The sequence below is a fragment of the Kriegella aquimaris genome (genome assembly GCF_900103215.1).
Lineage (GTDB): Bacteria > Bacteroidota > Bacteroidia > Flavobacteriales > Flavobacteriaceae > Kriegella > Kriegella aquimaris.
Genome location: NZ_FNGV01000010.1, coordinates 102,613 through 119,863, shown reverse-complemented (window position 1 = coordinate 119,863; position 17,251 = coordinate 102,613). Strand labels below are relative to the sequence as shown.

The following is a 17,251-nucleotide window of genomic DNA, read 5'->3' as shown; positions in this document are numbered from 1 at the left end:
TTATTCTTTCGTTCATTTTTCAGGTATAGCGTTCAAGGTATACCAAGCTTCGGAAGACCATAGGTTCTGGCCGTCGGCATTCCGAAGATTGTCGGGAATCCTTAAATATACGACATGTTCCTTTTTCAGGCCAGGCAACTCCAAATACAGTTTTTTGCGGTCTTGCGATAGATTCGTTGCCTTTACTGTTAATTGCTCGAAATCCAACTTGGGACCACCGTAATCTTCAGTGGGGTCATACCGCCATTGGGTAATATAAAAATCAGCCCAAAAAATTTTCGAATTATTCTCCAAAGGCTGCGTGAATTCTATCTCGAAACCCTTGGGCTTTGCCCGTATGGCCAACATTTCAAAAGTCGGCTCACCGTTATATTTTATGCGCTGCAGGCCATATTTCTTTTCTTTCCAAGACCAGCCGCCGACCATACCAATTTCCCCAATATAAAGTGCTCCGTCAGGGCCCCAACAAAGCCGGTTGACCCCTGCCGCAAGGCCTTGGGTAAATCGGAATACCGCGCCTTGATAATTGCCGTTTACCTTTTCAAGAAAATCTCGCTTTATGCCGCCATGGCTTACATCGCCATGAAGCATTTGCCCCTTGTAGGGACCATCTTTCATCATTATAGGCTCTGATGGGGAATTACCTATTTCCGTTTGTGGCAGCCAAAGGGTAGGCGGTACCATTTTTGGCGGTTCCTGCAATGAATCCAAAAGACCCCATGCCATACCATTATACTCCCCTTTTTTAACATGAATAAGCTTGTTCGCCGGTAGCCACTGACCCTGGTTGTCGGTCACAAAAAGCTCTCCGTCGACTCCCCTGCCGATTCCATTGGGCGTTCGTAGTCCGTAATTGATTCGCTCATAACTTCCGTCAGGCGCAATTTTTATCGTTCTGCCCCGATCGAGTTTCTGTTTTTCAGTGGCCAACAGGCGCATAGCCATCGATAATGTAATATAAAAATACCCCTCGTCGTAATCTAGACCAAATGCGAATTCGTGGAAATCTTCCGTGACCTGCCACGTATTGCAGATGGCCCTGTATTCATCGATGACGTCGTCTCCATTTAAATCGATCAACTGGGTAAGTTCGTGCTTCTGAACTACAAATATATTTCCGTCCACGACTTCGATACCTAGTGGTTCGTGCAAACCGGCGGCTATTCTTTTGGTACTAATTTTTGTACTATCACCCCCTTGAAACCCATCGAGTATGTACACCCCGCCTTCGGTATCCCAAATGGTAAAAAGCAGTCTACCATCGGGCAGAAAGGCCAATCCGCCTACTTTGGGTCTAAAATCCCCGCCATGCAGGGTGGTCAGATCATAACTCGGATGTACCGCTTCCAAAGGCTGCCCATGGCCCGGTGTGGCCTCGTGTTTTTCGGCCGCTACCAAATAATCCCTTACAAATGGCTTATAGGCAACCGTATCTTCTTCATTCTTTAGGCTTAACACATAGCCCAACATCATTTTTAGTTCCCTTTCGCTGAATTGTGGATGGGGGTTCATCACGTTTTGACCCCATACGCCCGAACCGCCCTGCCGTATTTTTTGGCTGAGTTTTACAAGGGTTTCCCCATTGTTGGGGTAGCGCTGTGCGATTTGGGTAAAGGCGGGGCCTACATCCGGTTTATCGATGTCATGGCAAGTAAAGCAATCGCTTTCTTCCATCCACATCCTACCCAAATGGTCATAGGAAGCCTTCGGGTCAGGAGGAAACTGTTCGGGAAGGATGTCAAAATAATCCGTTTTGACGCTAATACCGTTTGAGGCCAGTTTAAAGAATTCATTATTTTGTTGCAAGGAGATGGAAGTTCCTTGGGGTACCCCAACCGTTTTAAACCATCTTTCATATCCGGGCTTCCCTGTTGGATCTTTTACATATTCAGGACGTTCCTTGACTAGCATGGAATCCCCCGTTGATAAGACTAGGAGGTATTCGAGGTATACCTGATCATCTTTGAACGAATAACCTTTGTTTGTAATTTTTGAGGTTTCCTTTTTTCCGTTTCGCTCCACGACCCACTGTTGCTGAAGTGGACTATCAGAAATATAGGTGGTGCCCCACGAGGTCGGTTGTATGTTTTTTTTTGAGGTGTAAGGGGCCCCTTCCATAGTAACGCCGCCTTTCCAAGCTTTATAAAGCGTGCATCGGGCAAGGTCGTATGCCACATACAATTGGGAGTCTAAGGCAACGGTCAGCATTCTGGGCTTCTTGTCCAATACGGAACGGAAGACCCAGACATCTATAGGTCGATGGCTCTTTACCCGATCGGCACCGGTACAGCCCAATAATATATAAAGGACAGCGAAACCGAAAGTGAAGATTTTAATACTTAATTTCATAGATACTTGACCCGTCATGCATTTAGGGCGTAAAAAGAGAACGGTGTGCAAGCTGCCCAATAGCCACAACTGCAAACCAATTTAGAATGTACAACTTTGGAACAAATTACGATAAAAATCTTAAGGTATCGGAGCATGTAGAACCGAAACAAGAAATTATACAAAGCCCCAAGACGGATTCAAAAATAACGGCGATGACAGTTCACCAAAACATCAATCAATTCGTTTTTGAAAGAAATATCGATAATCTAAAAATCAATGGCGCCCAAATACACATTAGGTTGATTGATTACAGACGAAATAATTTCTTTGCATTTTCATATAATATTTTACGCTCGGTTGGCTTAGCTACCAGTCTACGAATCTCGGCAATATCAAGCGTGCCAGAACAACTTTCCGGATCCGAGCCTGTTGGGTCTGCACAATCACTACCGTACAATAACTTGTCTTGGTGCCTTTCCAAGAAAGCTTTCGCATGATCCTCATCGCGTTTGAGTGCGTTCAGACCTGAGCCCGCAGAAAGATCGCCATACATGTTCGGGTAATCGCTAAGATACCGATCTGTAATCCCCCCAGCAATAACAGGTTCTTTTGGATAAAGAACGGATTGGTCTGTATGATTTTTGTCAATATTGGCCCACCAGGTTTGCGCATGGCCGATGAAATTTACCTTCGGATATTTTTCCAACATTTTATAAAAACGTTCGAAGCCATAATTATACATCCCATGCTGCCAATGCATAAGTACCGGAACATTATAGTTTTGTGCCAATTGGTAAATTTTTTGCATCTCGGGCGAGTCACATGTAACGCCAAATTTCAATTCACCAATAACCACCGCACCCAATTTTAGATATTTTTCAATCTCATAAAGACCATCTTTCATATCTGGAACAGCACAGGCACCAAAACGGAATTCCTTCTTATGTTGGCTTGCAAATAAGTAACACTCCGCATTTCCTCCAGCTTCAGCCTGTAATCCATTGGCTATGCCCTGGTGCGTTGATGGCGAATTTACCGGACGACCGGATGGCAACAGAATAGTTGTCGTAATGCCCATTGCCCATTGATGTGCAAGTAACTGTTCGTCTGTGCGTTGCACATAATGGGTGTGCTGATGGATATCAATTATCGGTTCTTTTTTGATGCTTGAAATTTCAGTAAACGCGTTTAGTTTTAAAGAAGTGCCTATTGCGAACAAACTAGTACCTGCTATAAATTCACGACGGGAAAATCCTTTTTTTGATTTTGACATAAGAACAAATTTAATGGGGGAGTGATTAAACCATTTTCTACTTTTTTCTAAATTTTTTCAGTTATGTGGTTACAGCCGCCCATTGAACACAATGGCCCTCGGCGTATACGGGTCCTTTAAATAGGATGCATCCCCCACATTTGTTATCTGGCTTCGCAGGAATAAAGAGGGTGCAATTACCACAAGAATTATCAGGAACGGCAGATTGTTTTACATAGCCCAAGCTTTGGCGCTTTTTGATTTCTCCGTCACTAATATCGGATAAATCATTACAAGGATCTTCGGAAGTACTTTCTTTCTTGGTCTCAACTTCATTTCGCGATGATTCATTCGCACCGCGACAGTTAAGCAGTAGGGCTCCTCCTAAAAATAAACTACCGGTCTTAAAACATTTATTTATAAATTTCCTTCTGGAATAGTCTTTATCCCCCATTTTTAAAACTGGTATTTAATGAATATGATTTGATGATATTCGCAACTGTTTTGCTTCATCTTTCAAGGAACTCCTCTACTTTTTTACACAAACTTCTTTTTGCAGTAAAGCGGTATCTCATCCTCTAAAAGAACTCTTTATTCGGCATACAATTTTTTTAATTCTTTGATTGCTTTAGCGGAATTGCTTTCTGCTTCCGATCCAATGGTTTTTAATTTTTCTTTTAATGCATCTTCCGATCCTTCCGCATTTTCTAATCCTTTGATCAACCCTCCTATACCGGCCGACTGGAATTTCGGTGTATTTGCTATCGATGGCTGAGTAAGGATACTTAATAAATCGAAAATTTGGCCTTTATTATTACGGGCACCGATTATATGGGAACATGTCTCAAAAAATTTCAGTTTCCACGATGCCGCATCTTGAAAAAATGAATGCTCCCCTAAGGTTTGTAATAAGTCGATACCTGATCCAGCTTCTGAGCTCAATACTGCAGTCCTGAACCACGCGCTCTCTCCATGGAGCGCTAACGCTTTTGCAAGTGCGGGTATCGCCGTATTATCGTTAAATTGACCTAAACTCAAAGTAGCTTGGAAAGCAACCCTGGTCGAAGCGTCATTGATCATTTCCTCTAACTGGGGCAAACAATCTGGAAAGCGTTCGGCAAGTATCGCGGCATTTTCTCTTACCCCTGGTGCAGGATCTTTCATTGCAGTCTTTACCGTGGGGGCGTCCAAGGCGTCCATCCCTTCTAAAACATATAGGGCATGTAATCTATGTCTTGGATTTTCACTTTCGGCAAATAATGCGCTTACTTCAAGCAATACACTTTTATCCTGACGCTCTAAAAGAAGTCTTTGAGCTGTACGGCTCCACCAACGGTTTTCATGCGTCAAGGCTTTGACCAAGTCGGAAGATGATACATTGGTCAGATTGGGGTTCACCGCTTTATACGGTGCAGCGTCTTTAGGTACTATTCTGTAAATACGGCCATAGGCATCACCGGCGTCGAAGTCCATTGTCTCTTGTAGGTCTTCAGGGATAGACATTGGCGTTTCAATATGTTGCCGATACATATCCATCAGGTACAAATAACCATCAGGGCCAACCGATAAATTTGCTGGACGAAACCATGAATCCTTTGTAGCCATGAATTCTTTGTCCTTTTCACTCGCTCCACGTTTAGCAACCATAAAAGGAACACTATCAAGAACAGAAAGAATATCGCGGTGTACCAGGTTGCCCGCAACATCGCCAGTGAAAATATTTCCATAATATGCTGTTGGAAACTTATCACCGCCATAATACGTACCACCAGAAGCGCCTGTAAAATGATCTCGCGCATATTCCACCCGGTCAAGATTATTCTCTTGGTAATTTTTATTACGTCGATCCGTGCGTTCCTGTCTCCAGAATGGCGTTTCACTTAATTGGTTCATCAGTGGATCATGGTCGGAAATATTTTGATTTGAACTTTTCGCCGAAGCTGGCAGGAATGGATTTCTTTCAAGGTATCTCATTGGAACAACGGCCTCTCGGATGTGCAATGAATTTGCTGTAAAAAAACGGTGGCCCCAATCGTCTATGGCAAGACCAAATTGGCCTGGCCCGGTACTGCGTTCAAATTGATTGCGGTCAAGTCGAAAACGAAAATCTGCACCTTGCACATTTAGTCGAGGCGCATCTGGTTTACGGCTAAAATTTATTTCACCTGCCTGCCCGGCATTATTTGCATAGATCCAATTATCAACACCAAAACGAAGATTGGTTATTTGTGCCTCTTCATTTTTATTAAAGAAACCGGTAAAAAGAATCTCTTTTAAATCTGAACGTCCATCCCCGTCCGTATCCTTATAATATGTGATATTCGGTGCTGCGCATACCAGCAGGCCACCCTTCCATGGCAGTATACTGGTCGCCTCCCTGAGACTGTCTACGAAAACTGTAGACGCGTCGGCCTTTCCATCGCCATCAGTATCTTTTAATAGCACAATTTTCCCTTTTCCTTTTACAGTATCGGGCTTATAGGCATCTAACATACCGACTACATACGCATTGCCATCTGCATCATATTGCATGGCGACAGGATCGATGACCAAAGGTTCCGATGCGAATAATTCAGCCTTAAAGTTATCAGCAAACTGAAAAGTTTTTATGGCTTCTTCTGGACTAAGCGGACCTTCATACAGCGACTCGCTCTTGCAGGAAACTAAGATGATTATAAATAATATCAGGGATTGTTTCGTAATCGTCAAGAACCTTTTTAAGATGTTACATTTGTTTTTTAACCGCATAATTTTCTTGATAGTGAAATTTTTAGTTCTTGTCTTTTTCTGAAATCATTATTTGAATAGTAGAAATTATGCTTAACAGCGTAAAATACGGTAATCAGCACCCGAAAATACTAAAAAAAAAGTGTCGTCTGAATTGATATTAAAAAGGATTAAAGTAAACCACTAAAAAAGCCGATTTTATTGATAAGAACGTGCTAGACAAATAAATATACTGATTAAGTTAGTTTCCGGGTCGTCCGTTTTTAAAATAAAATTTTTCAATATCTTGACACGATAATAAAAAAAATTAGACCTAAATTAATTAACCTTCCCAAAAAAATATCCTTTATTTACAAGCGCTTACAATTTCAATTACACGACTATTCGAACAATACTTCATTAATAGCTCAAAAGACCACTTTTTAGTACTAAAAGGCCTATGGTTTTCCAAAAACCGGGGAATATGCAAATAAAAATCTAGGGGAGCGTATAGGTTAAGAAATACAATACGCTTATTAAATATGTAATGAGGTTCAAAATTAAATAAACTTGAAAAACAGAGAAACTATCAAGAAAATTAAGTTATTACCAATTTTATTTTTGGTGTGCATTTATGGCAATGTCTACGCTCAATATTATCCACATAACGATAATATAGACTATAAGGAAAACTATAGAGGTCAGTTTCATTTTAGTCCAAAATCAGAATGGATGAATGACATCAATGGATTAGTATACCAAGGGGGCAAATACCATATGATATATCAATGGGGTAAGGAAATTAGACATGGTGGTTATGCCACTAGCAAAGATCTTTTACATTGGAAAGATGAGGGAGTGGCATTGATACCACAAAAATCTTTTTTACCACCGGATGCTGTACGAAATGTTTCTGGTGACCAGGTATATTCGGGAAGTGCTGTTGTGGTTTCAGGCAAAGCGGCCAAAAAGATAACAGGGTCTAAAAAAGAAGCAATTATTGCCATATATACGGGTACTGCTGTAGGTACTTGCTTGGCATGGAGCAATGATTTGGGGAAGACTTGGCATAATTATGCCAATAACCCAGTTGCTAATTTTACCAAAACTGCAAAGCCCCGGGATCCCTGTGTAATTTGGCACGAGCCATCATCTCAATGGGTATTGGCAATTTACGAAAACGGAACCACTTTCTACGGCTCTACCGACCTCATAAGCTGGAAGTTTCTTAGTAATCTGGATTTTGGGTACGAGTGTCCGGATCTATTTCTATTGCCCCTGGACGAGGACACAAATAATAAAAAATGGGTGCTACAAGATGCCAATGGTTCTTATTTGGTAGGTGATTTTGATGGCACCTCTTTTATAAAAGATAAAGAACAAGACACACTAGTCATGGATGTAGGTCCCGATTTTTATGCAGGGCAAACTTTCCCAATGGGCAATCTTCCAAATAACGATTCCCGACTGATCCAAATCGCATGGATGGACCACTGGAACGGAGGGATTGGAGAGGAAATTTGGGAAAGAAACGCAACTTTCCCTGTTTCTTTAGGACTGGCAACCTACAACGGTCAGATGAGAGTTACACGAAATCCCATTAAAGAAATAGCTTCCATCTATAAGAACAAAAAAACATGGAAAAATCAAACGATCAATCAAGGTATAAACCTATTGTCCGAGATTAAGTCCAAAACATTTGATCTTACCGTAGAAGTCGACCTGACGGAAACCACTGCGAATAGCTTTGGCTTTAAGGTTGCCAATAAAGAAATTAGCTATGATATTAAAGAAAAGACCTTGCTATCAAAACAACTGCTGCCCGATGCCTCGAACCGCATTAAGATAAGGCTATTGGTCGATTGGGGACAACTCGAAGTTTTTGCGAACGATGGGGTATTCTCCTATTCGGAGCAGTTTGCCTTTGACCCCGATAGAAATGATCTTGAATTATATTCAGATGGGGAGATTAAAATAGTGTCAATCGAGTTCAATGAGGTGGCAAGAACATGGTAAAACAACCATGCCATCCATTTATAAAGCAAACCCTATAAAGCTACGACAGTAAACCTTTTCGATGCCTATAGAGTTTAAAACGGCATCTAAGACATCGTATGTATCTTTATGGGTAGGAAAACGGTTTAGGTTTCTTGCAATAGTCATAATTCGGATGGCAAAGGAATGGCACCCAATATGATTCTATTTCAACTATACAAAATCAAATGAGAGAAATGATTACATGTTTGAGCATTGTTTGACCAAAATAAGAAAAGCCGACTTTAAAAGTCGGCTTTTGCTTTTTGTACAGGCGGAGAGACTCGAACTCTCACACCTTGCGGCACTAGATCCTAAGTCTAGCGTGTCTACCAATTCCACCACGCCTGCAGCTCAATATGTAATCGGTCGCACAAGGTAAAATCCCTATTCACCACCGCCCATTATTTAATGGGATGCAAATATAAGTCAAAATTTCATTTCTGAAATACTCTATCATTAAAAAAATTATTGATTTATTTTTTATTATTTCTTTCCACAACAAGCCCACCCCTAACACTTTAAGAGCTGCGCTTCTGTACACAATAGCATAAAGCCGAATAACAAACATTGAAATTTTAATTTTCGTAACAATTCAATAAGATTTGTGCCGTTATTTGTATTTTTAGATACGATACAAAGTTATTTTCATGCAAAATATTAAGGAATACCTCAATAAACACAAAGACCGATTCATTTCAGAGCTTATCACCTTATTAAAAATGCCCTCCGTCAGTGCCGACCCGGCGTTTACACAAGATGTTTTAAATACCGCGGATGCTGTAAAGCTAGCTTTAGAAGAGGCGGGTTGCGATTTGGTCGAAATTCATGAGACCAACGGTTATCCTATTGTATATGGTGAGAAAATTATAAATACTGAACTCCCAACGGTTCTTGTGTACGGACATTATGATGTACAACCTCCAGACCCCTTAGGGCTATGGGACTCTCCGCCATTTGAACCTGTTATCAAAGAAACGGAACTTCATCCCGATGGGGCCATTTTCGCCCGTGGCGCCTGTGATGACAAAGGTCAGATGTACATGCACGTAAAGGCGTTGGAATTTATGATCAAGACCGATCAATTGCCTTGTAATGTCAAATTTATGATCGAAGGCGAAGAAGAGGTCGGTAGCGCAAACTTGGGCCTATTTGTTGCAGCAAACAAGGAAAAACTAAAAAACGACGTCATCTTAATTTCCGATACCGGAATGATTGCCAATGATGTGCCCTCGATAACCACGGGCTTACGTGGCTTAAGTTATGTGGAGGTCGAAGTCACTGGCCCCAATCGCGATTTACACTCAGGACTCTATGGTGGGGCGGTTGCCAACCCCATCAATATTTTGGCAAAAATGATTGCTTCGTTGCATGATGAAAACAACCATATCACTATTCCTGGTTTTTATGATCGGGTTGAAGAATTGTCAAAAGAAGAGCGTGCTGAAATGGCAAAGGCGCCCTTCAGCTTAGAAGCGTATAAAAAAGCATTGAACATCAATGCGGTTTACGGCGAAAAAGGATATTCTACCAACGAGCGCAACTCCATTCGCCCCACCCTTGATGTCAACGGCATTTGGGGAGGGTATATAGGCGAAGGTGCAAAAACGGTAATCGGCGCCAAAGCATACGCCAAGATATCAATGCGGTTGGTACCCAATCAAGATTGGAAAGAAATTACCCAATTGTTTAAGACCCATTTTGAAAGTATTGCTCCCGAAGGAGTAACCGTAAAGGTAACACCGCACCACGGAGGGCAAGCATATGTCACGCCCATAGACCATATTGGTTACAAAGCGGCGGCAAAAGCTTATGAAACAACTTTCGGAAAACCACCCGTACCGCAGCGCGGGGGCGGTAGTATTCCCATTGTTGCACTTTTTGAAAAAGAATTGGAAAGCAAGACTATTTTGATGGGCTTCGGCCTCGATAGTGATGCCATACACTCGCCCAACGAACATTTTGGTATTTGGAACTACCTCAAAGGTATCGAGACCATCCCCTATTTTTATGAGAATTTTGTCGCTTTACAGTCGTAGGTTTTAAATGCCTAACATTTTTTATTGGCAAATAATAGCGGCTGATAGATCACAATCCTTTATTTGAAAGAAAGAAATCAGTATCTTTAAGTTCATCACTTAAACAACTGTGTTATGAGCCATAGTTACGACATGGTCAATAGGGTTAGGCAGAATAAGGCATTGTTGGGCAGAAAAAAATTCAAGACAAACAGTAGGGAGAATATCCATTCCGATGATAATAACGAACGTACCGAATACAATTTCCCGAAAGCCTCATCCGATGATCTTGGAAAGATAAAAAAGGGTACAAAGCATGCCAATTACCTAAATGCAAAGCGTTCAATGCTTATTTTTATTGGGTGTTTGGCAATTGTGGCCATACTGCTTTTTATTATTATCAATTACGCATCGATAATCAAATAAAAAGCAGCAGCAGCGATTCGATTAGTTTCTTGAATTCAAAAAAACCTTAGGTTTTCTTGACGTATTTGGTAATAATCACAATTTGTTGACCGTCTACTTTTCCTTCAATATATTCGGCATTTTCGCGATCCAATGATATTCGACGTACCGCTGTTCCTTGTTTGGCGACCATACTTGACCCTTTCACCTTCAGATCTTTGATCAACACCACATTATCGCCATTCTCTAAAATAACGCCGTTTACATCGCGGTGAATAATTTTTTCGCTTTCGGCAACACCTTCACCCGTAGCCTGTCCCCATTGTAGGGTTTCGTCGCTCAAATAGAGCATATCGAGCAAATCTTGGGGCCAACCTTCTGCTTTTAGACGCGATAACATGCGCCAAGCAACCGCTTGAACCGGGGCATATTCGCTCCACATACTATCGTTCAAACAACGCCAGTGGTTCGCATCCGTAGTTTCGGGATCTTCAATTTGACCAATACAAGTAGCACACCCTAAAAGACTGCCATCGACACCTCCCGTAGAGACAGGCGGCACTTCGTAAACACTTAAGCCGTCGGTAGCACCGCACAGCTCACATTTTCCACCACTTCTATTCGTCAATTGTTCAAGTATATCCATTGCTCATATAATTTTAAGAGTTGCAAACTTAGAACTTTTCCCCATAAAATAAACCGTAATATTAAAAACACTACCCCTGAAACTGATTCCTAGGGCGTTACCCTCCTCATGTCAGGTCGGGCTATCCGTTAGAAGTCCTCAGGCTAAAAAGCCATTGCGGGCTTTTCACTGCTATCCCTAACGCAAATCAAAAAAACTGAAATCACTATCTTCATTAGGAACCAAAAGTATTTTAGCCTATGAGCTCCGTAGAACACATTCTCGACACGATCAACAGAATCAAGTAAAACAAAGTTTCCCAAAGGAAGAAATTGAAGGATGATAATCGAGAAAATATATATTCTGAGAAATTCAATCAAAAAACGGAATACGACTTTCCTAAAGCCTCGCCAAGTAAGCTGGAGGCTCTAAAACTTCAGATCCACCGAAAAATTACAAAAAACAACCGACGATTTTTTTCTGCTACTCATTTCTCTTCACGTTGCTACCTTTGCATTTTGGGCGATAATGACCTTTGCCAATAAAATAATCTTAAGCGACCAAAGGATAGGGCTTTTTGATGAAGCTTAATTTTTAAATATATCCTTTAAGCTCGGATCTATTTTAATCTTTTTATTGGAAAATCGATAAGACACCGCAAAATTGATGACGTAATCGGCAAAAGCGGCATCACCGCTTCTCGGCTCTCCTGTAGCCACTTCGGTCTGCATATCGGTTACGCTCTGTGGTCGATCTCTTCGAACAGCAAAGGGAACGTTAAGATTAAGCGAAAAATTTCCTGCCATAAAAGCTATGCCGGGATCTATGGAAAGCACATTACCAGGCCTTCTAAACCCTTCGTTTCCCCCAATCAAATCTTTTACAGGAACACAGTCAAAACGGGAACCCAAGGATCCCGAGACGGCAGACGATATGCTATAACTAACACCTGCGCGAACCGAATATTGGTCGGGTACGGCCATTATGGCCTCGTTTTGTAGAATGGGGCTAAGTGTTTCCCTAAAGGTTTTTGTTCCATTGTTTTCCCGCGGATTTAAAAGATAAAAACCACTGGCATAGGCAAAAAGATCAGGAACTATCCGCTGATAAAGCTGAAAGTCAATGGTAGCCCCGAACCCTCCGTCACCTGGCTGTATGGACTGGTCCACGGGACGAACCTGCGGTTCCCCGCTAGGTCCCACATTATAAAATATATCCGAAGCATTGTAATTGCCAGTAGGTATCTTTAGTCCTAACCCCACAGCCAAATTACCGTTCGGATGGCTCTCGAGGTCGAACAACCAATAACCGAACCCCAAACGAATATCCGCTAAACCTCTAGAGAAGCTGGTATTGCGTTCGTTCCTACCATGCTCATATAAAGAAGATCGCGTATTGATTACAGTGGGTATGGTCACACTGGCGTACAATCTTTCGGAAATTCCGTAGGTAAGAAAAAAATCCCAGGCATGTGAATTATTGACTACTTCGGTGTTATTGGTTACTCTATCGGGCTCTTCCTCAGTACCCCTAAAATGCCGAAAAGACTTGAAATATCTATAGTTCATACCTATTTGGATATCACCCGAATTTAAAAGATTGTTTTCTAGGGTACTGCCAACACACGATGAAAAGTGCCGAATAGCTACACAGCCTTGGGCGTTCATTTGATGAATGGGAAAAAGAAGGAATAGTAACGTAAATACTAAAAAATTTGTGTTGGTTGGTTTCATGTTTCTGTTTTTTTTAGATTCCAATACTATTCCTTTATAGGTTGCCATAGGAATTTATTACATGAAAGCTTGATATGAGCGGATGAAACTCATCATTCAATTGACGAGAAATTGTTCGATTCTTTTGCCTAATCCCTAATTTGTGATTTGCTGCGGACATGAAAAAAATACCATCAACTTTATACAAAGGATTGGCTTGGCCACATCGTTCTATTTATGTAGGTTTTAATAAGATTCTTATTAATGGGTTTTTAGAACCTAAAAGAAATGCGAGCGAATTATCTGATATTCGTCAATTTACAACAAAACAACTCTACATTTGTAGAATTAAAATATTTGTTCTACATTAGTAGAGTTAAATTCGTAAAAACGAAGCTTATGCAGTTGTCAAAATCAGAAGAAGAGCTTATGAACATCCTATGGAGACGGAAAAAGGCCTTTATGAAAGACCTGCTCGAGGCCTACCCCGAACCAAAACCTGCGACCACAACAGTGGCAACCCTTTTAAAGCGTATGACCGACAAAGGTTTTGTGGCCTATCAAAGTTTAGGGCGCTTACGGGAATATTACCCTTTGGTCAAAAAAAAGGATTACTTCTCGAAACATGTCAACGGGCTCATCAAAAACTTTTTTAATGATAGTCCGGGACAATTTGCTTCCTTCTTTACGCAAGAGACGGACCTCAGCAAAACCGAATTGGAGGAATTAAAAAAACTGATCGATAACGAATTGAAAAAGAAATAACATGATACTTCACCTTCTAAAATCGAGTCTCTGTCTGGCAGTTTTTCTGCTATTCTATCAGATTTTTCTGGAAAAGGAGAACATACACCACTTCAAACGCTATTATCTCTTGGGCTCGTTACTACTCGCCTTGGGCATTCCGTTCATCACTTTTACCGAATATGTAACAGCTCCCGCGGCAATTTTTCAACCCATATCTTTCGAAGTCGAATCAGCGGTTACCATAAATCAAGAAACCTCCTATCCCTATTGGCCGGTTCTTTTATGGACTATATATGGCCTTGGGTTTCTTGTATTCGCATTCAAGTTCATAAAGAACTTATGGAGAATTAGACAAAACATACGTATCCACACTAAAATAAAAATCAATGAGTTTATACATGTACTGCTTCAAAAAGCGGTCATTCCCCATACTTTTTTCTGGTATATTTTTTTAAACAAACAGCAATTCGAGGCAAATCAAATTCCGGAAGAAGTCATCGTTCACGAGAAAACGCATGCAGAACAATGGCATAGCCTCGACGTACTAGTTATCGAACTGCTACAAGTGTTGTTGTGGTTTAATCCGTTGGTCTATTGGGCCAAATACCATATCAAGCTCAACCATGAGTTTCTGGCCGATCAGGCCGTACTTGCCTCGAATACAGATACAAAAAGCTACCAGAAGATACTATTATCCTTTACCGAACATCATCATCAATCGTTGGCGAACGCCATTATATATTCATCAAATTCATCAATCAGACTTAGCCTTTTCGGGAAATCGTTCACTTTCGGGCGAAATCCCCTTGGGCAGGTCAAAAAACGTTTTAAAGTCATGAAAACACACACCTCTAAAAAGTCGGTATTATTTAGAAGTCTACTGCTGCTCCCTTTGCTATCATTTGTTGTATTTGGGTTTAGCGAAACTAAGCTAGTGGAAGTAAAAAGGACCATAAAAACAGTACCTGATAGTACAATTCAACAATCTGACAAAAATGTGGCTTCATCCATTTTTAATCAAAGAAAACCAACTGTTAAAGATTTTGAAGAATGGAAAAACCAAAATGAATTCGCAATTTGGATTCATGAAAAACCAGTTGACAACAATATATTGAGCAATTATCAACCTTCGGATTTTGTACATTACTTCCTAAGTTTTGTACATCAAAATGCCCGAAGTGAAAAATTTCCCCAACCCTATCAACTACATTTATATACGCAAGACGAGTTTGTAAATACCTTTTTTCAAGACGACAGGCTAATAAAAATTCTAATAAACAAAAATGGTCAACTACTCGTTGGACCAGAGCTTGTCCCGCTCGAATATTTGGATTCGTTCTTGATGCAATTCAACCAGCATCTTTCAAAAGAAGAAAGGAAACTATTCGTTCGAGCGATAATCGTTCCCGATACATCCGCGCCACAAGAGATAATCGACACCGTTGAAAATGTACTTACCGAATATGGGGTAGCACAAATTGACATTAGGGGACCGGAAAACGCGTCTCATCTCCCCACCCAAAAAGGCGCTACCCAAGAACAAATCAAGGAATTCAACACGCTCGCAAAAAAATACAATGCACAACCCAAAGAAAAAAGGGTGGTTCCATTAAAGGATCTTAAAACATTGGAGCATATTTACGGTCGCATGACCGAAGCACAGAAAAAGGAGGCACAACCGTTTCCCGAATGTCCCGAACCGCCTAAAAAACCGGCATCCCCAGATGCTCCCAAACAGACAAATCAAAATATTCCGCCTCCACCACCACCTGTTGTAGTTCCCGATGGTCAAGAAAGCCAAGCTGTTCCACCGCCGCCACCGCCGTATAAAATTCCCGACCCTAAAAAACATTCCAAAGCACTCTTGGATGCTTTTAAAAAATTTGATACAAAAGCCAATACCTACAGCAAAGCTGTACAGAACTATATGCAGCACAAGAAAGGAACAATCGCCAATCTTCAAAAGCTATATAAAGAAACCATGACAAAGTATGACCACTATGTCGACTTGGCTGTGGAGGCAGGTTTAATGTCTCGGCCCATTGAAAAATCGAATAATTAAATACGGTACGTAAAGTGTCGAGGCTTGATTGCGACCCCGATAATTATCGGGGTCGCAATATGTTTGTTGGTAACAAAATGTCACAGATTGCTTCGTGCCTCGCAATTACGTATAATTTAACTAAATAGCTCCATTTTTATGTAACAAATCTTTATAAAAAGCGTCACATATGTTCATCATCAATCAAATCAGAACATCATGTTACAACGTTTTTTTATCCGTTGCTCGGGGGCGGACACTACAATTCTTGACACCTGTTCGCAAGGAGAGCAAAACAAATACGCCGGCATAGGGGCCACCGTTTTCTTTACGGCCGTTATGGCTTTTATTGCCAGCAGCTATGCCCTATTCACGGTTTTTGACACCATTTATCCCGCAATTTTCTTCGGATTGATTTGGGGACTTTTAATCTTTAACCTCGACCGATTTATTGTTTCCACCATTAAAAAGCGAAATAGTTTTGGCAATGAGTTGCTACAAGCTACACCACGAATCATTCTAGCGGTTATTATTGCCGTTGTAATCTCCAAACCTTTGGAACTTAAAATATTCGAAAAAGAAATCAATCAGGTACTGCTTGAACAGAAAAACGAAATGACCTTAGCAAACAAACAGCAGTTGGCATTGCAGTATACGCCTGAGGTTGAAAAATTACAACAAAACATTGTTTCATTAAAAAATGAAATTGCCGTCAAGGAGGCAGAAACAAATGCATTGTACGACACCTATATTGCCGAAGCCGAAGGTCGGGAAGGCACCCTCTTATTGGGAAAAGGTCCCGTTTATGAAGAGAAGCGAGAAAAACACGATACTTCCCTGGCTCAGTTGGAAAACCTGAGAGAAACCAATACCCAAAAAATTACCGAATTTGAAAGTCAAATCGCCTTGTTGAATTCCACTTATTCCGAAGAAGTCAAAAACACACAACCAGCTATTGACGGTTTTGACGGACTCATGGCCCGAATTACGGCATTAGGCGAATTACCATGGTTTCCGTCTTTCTTTATTTTTCTTTTGTTTCTGGCCATCGAAACTTCCCCGATTATTGGCAAATTACTGGCTCCAAAAGGAGAATATGACCTTAAGGAAGAAGATGCCGAAAGTGTGCTCAAAACTTGGGTCACCCAAAAAGTGTACCAACGCGAACAACTTCTGACTACGGATACGGCTTTGAATAAAAAGATATACAGCGAAATCACCGAAGAAGAATCGGTATACGCTTATAAAAAGCAAAAGGCCGAAGAACTTTTAAAAAAGCAGGCCGATAAATTTTATGAAATCCAGGTCAAAAGTTTATAATCTATCTACACCGCTCGCAAACCGGACGTTAGCGTCCAGATAAGCCAAGCGACTCAATGC

12 protein-coding genes and 1 tRNA gene are annotated in these 17,251 nt (G+C 41.1%); 6 read left to right on the top strand and 7 right to left on the bottom strand.

The features are described from left to right. Positions 1–12 precede the first annotated feature (12 nt). The 4 genes from BLS33_RS17545 to BLS33_RS17530 form a co-directional block, all read right to left on the bottom strand. Positions 13–2,349: a c-type cytochrome gene (locus BLS33_RS17545; RefSeq protein ID WP_089892574.1), complete on the bottom strand. Its 2,337-nt coding sequence runs from the start codon at positions 2,347–2,349 to the stop codon at positions 13–15. Between the two features lie 289 nt (positions 2,350–2,638). Beyond that, positions 2,639–3,604 (bottom strand): amidohydrolase family protein, encoded by a 966-nt coding sequence (locus BLS33_RS17540; RefSeq protein WP_089892571.1) that lies wholly within the window; start codon positions 3,602–3,604, stop codon positions 2,639–2,641. 61 nt (positions 3,605–3,665) lie between these two features. Next, on the bottom strand, positions 3,666–4,037 hold the full coding sequence (locus BLS33_RS17535) for a high-potential iron-sulfur protein (protein ID WP_089892568.1): 372 nt from the start codon (positions 4,035–4,037) through the stop codon (positions 3,666–3,668). Positions 4,038–4,174: 137 nt separating this feature from the next. Then, positions 4,175–6,292, bottom strand: coding sequence for a PVC-type heme-binding CxxCH protein (locus BLS33_RS17530; RefSeq protein WP_218129589.1), 2,118 nt, complete (start codon positions 6,290–6,292; stop codon positions 4,175–4,177). A 567-nt stretch (positions 6,293–6,859) separates the two neighbouring features. On the opposite strand from BLS33_RS17530, the gene BLS33_RS17525 reads away from it, so the two are divergent. Next, positions 6,860–8,305 (top strand): glycoside hydrolase family 32 protein, encoded by a 1,446-nt coding sequence (locus BLS33_RS17525; protein WP_218129588.1) that lies wholly within the window; start codon positions 6,860–6,862, stop codon positions 8,303–8,305. Positions 8,306–8,592: 287 nt separating this feature from the next. Here the strand turns inward: BLS33_RS17525 and BLS33_RS17520 are convergent. Then, positions 8,593–8,674: transfer RNA gene (locus tag BLS33_RS17520), tRNA-Leu, on the bottom strand. Positions 8,675–8,973: 299 nt separating this feature from the next. On the opposite strand from BLS33_RS17520, the gene BLS33_RS17515 reads away from it, so the two are divergent. Both BLS33_RS17515 and BLS33_RS17510 read left to right on the top strand, forming a co-directional pair. Then, positions 8,974–10,362: a dipeptidase gene (locus BLS33_RS17515; protein ID WP_089892558.1), complete on the top strand. Its 1,389-nt coding sequence runs from the start codon at positions 8,974–8,976 to the stop codon at positions 10,360–10,362. Between the two features lie 114 nt (positions 10,363–10,476). Beyond that, positions 10,477–10,767, top strand: a complete 291-nt coding sequence (locus BLS33_RS17510; protein WP_089892555.1) for a hypothetical protein — start codon at positions 10,477–10,479, stop codon at positions 10,765–10,767. 46 nt (positions 10,768–10,813) lie between these two features. Here the strand turns inward: BLS33_RS17510 and BLS33_RS17505 are convergent, their stop codons facing one another. Continuing rightward, positions 10,814–11,392 (bottom strand): PhnA domain-containing protein, encoded by a 579-nt coding sequence (locus tag BLS33_RS17505; protein ID WP_089892552.1) that lies wholly within the window; start codon positions 11,390–11,392, stop codon positions 10,814–10,816. 566 nt (positions 11,393–11,958) lie between these two features. Continuing rightward, complete coding sequence (locus BLS33_RS17500; protein WP_089892797.1) at positions 11,959–13,104, bottom strand: hypothetical protein; 1,146 nt, start codon at positions 13,102–13,104, stop codon at positions 11,959–11,961. A 378-nt stretch (positions 13,105–13,482) separates the two neighbouring features. Between BLS33_RS17500 and BLS33_RS17495 the strand changes: the two genes are divergently transcribed. From BLS33_RS17495 to BLS33_RS17485, 3 genes are all read left to right on the top strand, one after another. Further along, on the top strand, positions 13,483–13,848 hold the full coding sequence (locus BLS33_RS17495; RefSeq protein ID WP_089892795.1) for a BlaI/MecI/CopY family transcriptional regulator: 366 nt from the start codon (positions 13,483–13,485) through the stop codon (positions 13,846–13,848). 1 nt (position 13,849) lies between these two features. Further along, the gene (locus BLS33_RS17490) at positions 13,850–15,892 is read left to right on the top strand and encodes a M56 family metallopeptidase (RefSeq protein WP_089892549.1); all 2,043 of its coding nucleotides are present in this window, start codon (positions 13,850–13,852) and stop codon (positions 15,890–15,892) included. Positions 15,893–16,090: 198 nt separating this feature from the next. Beyond that, complete coding sequence (locus BLS33_RS17485; RefSeq protein ID WP_089892546.1) at positions 16,091–17,191, top strand: DUF4407 domain-containing protein; 1,101 nt, start codon at positions 16,091–16,093, stop codon at positions 17,189–17,191. Positions 17,192–17,251: the final 60 nt, after the last annotated feature.

Excerpts from the sequence above, each read along its gene's own strand:
- BLS33_RS17545 (WP_089892574.1), bottom strand. The coding sequence starts at position 2,349 with ATGAAATTAAGTATTAAAATCTTCACTTTCGGTTTCGCTGTCCTTTAT.
- BLS33_RS17540 (WP_089892571.1), bottom strand. The coding sequence starts at position 3,604 with ATGTCAAAATCAAAAAAAGGATTTTCCCGTCGTGAATTTATAGCAGGT.
- BLS33_RS17535 (WP_089892568.1), bottom strand. The coding sequence starts at position 4,037 with ATGGGGGATAAAGACTATTCCAGAAGGAAATTTATAAATAAATGTTTT.
- BLS33_RS17515 (WP_089892558.1), top strand. The coding sequence starts at position 8,974 with ATGCAAAATATTAAGGAATACCTCAATAAACACAAAGACCGATTCATT.
- BLS33_RS17510 (WP_089892555.1), top strand. The coding sequence starts at position 10,477 with ATGAGCCATAGTTACGACATGGTCAATAGGGTTAGGCAGAATAAGGCA.
- BLS33_RS17505 (WP_089892552.1), bottom strand. The coding sequence starts at position 11,392 with ATGGATATACTTGAACAATTGACGAATAGAAGTGGTGGAAAATGTGAG.
- BLS33_RS17500 (WP_089892797.1), bottom strand. The coding sequence starts at position 13,104 with ATGAAACCAACCAACACAAATTTTTTAGTATTTACGTTACTATTCCTT.
- BLS33_RS17495 (WP_089892795.1), top strand. The coding sequence starts at position 13,483 with ATGCAGTTGTCAAAATCAGAAGAAGAGCTTATGAACATCCTATGGAGA.
- BLS33_RS17490 (WP_089892549.1), top strand. The coding sequence starts at position 13,850 with ATGATACTTCACCTTCTAAAATCGAGTCTCTGTCTGGCAGTTTTTCTG.
- BLS33_RS17485 (WP_089892546.1), top strand. The coding sequence starts at position 16,091 with ATGTTACAACGTTTTTTTATCCGTTGCTCGGGGGCGGACACTACAATT.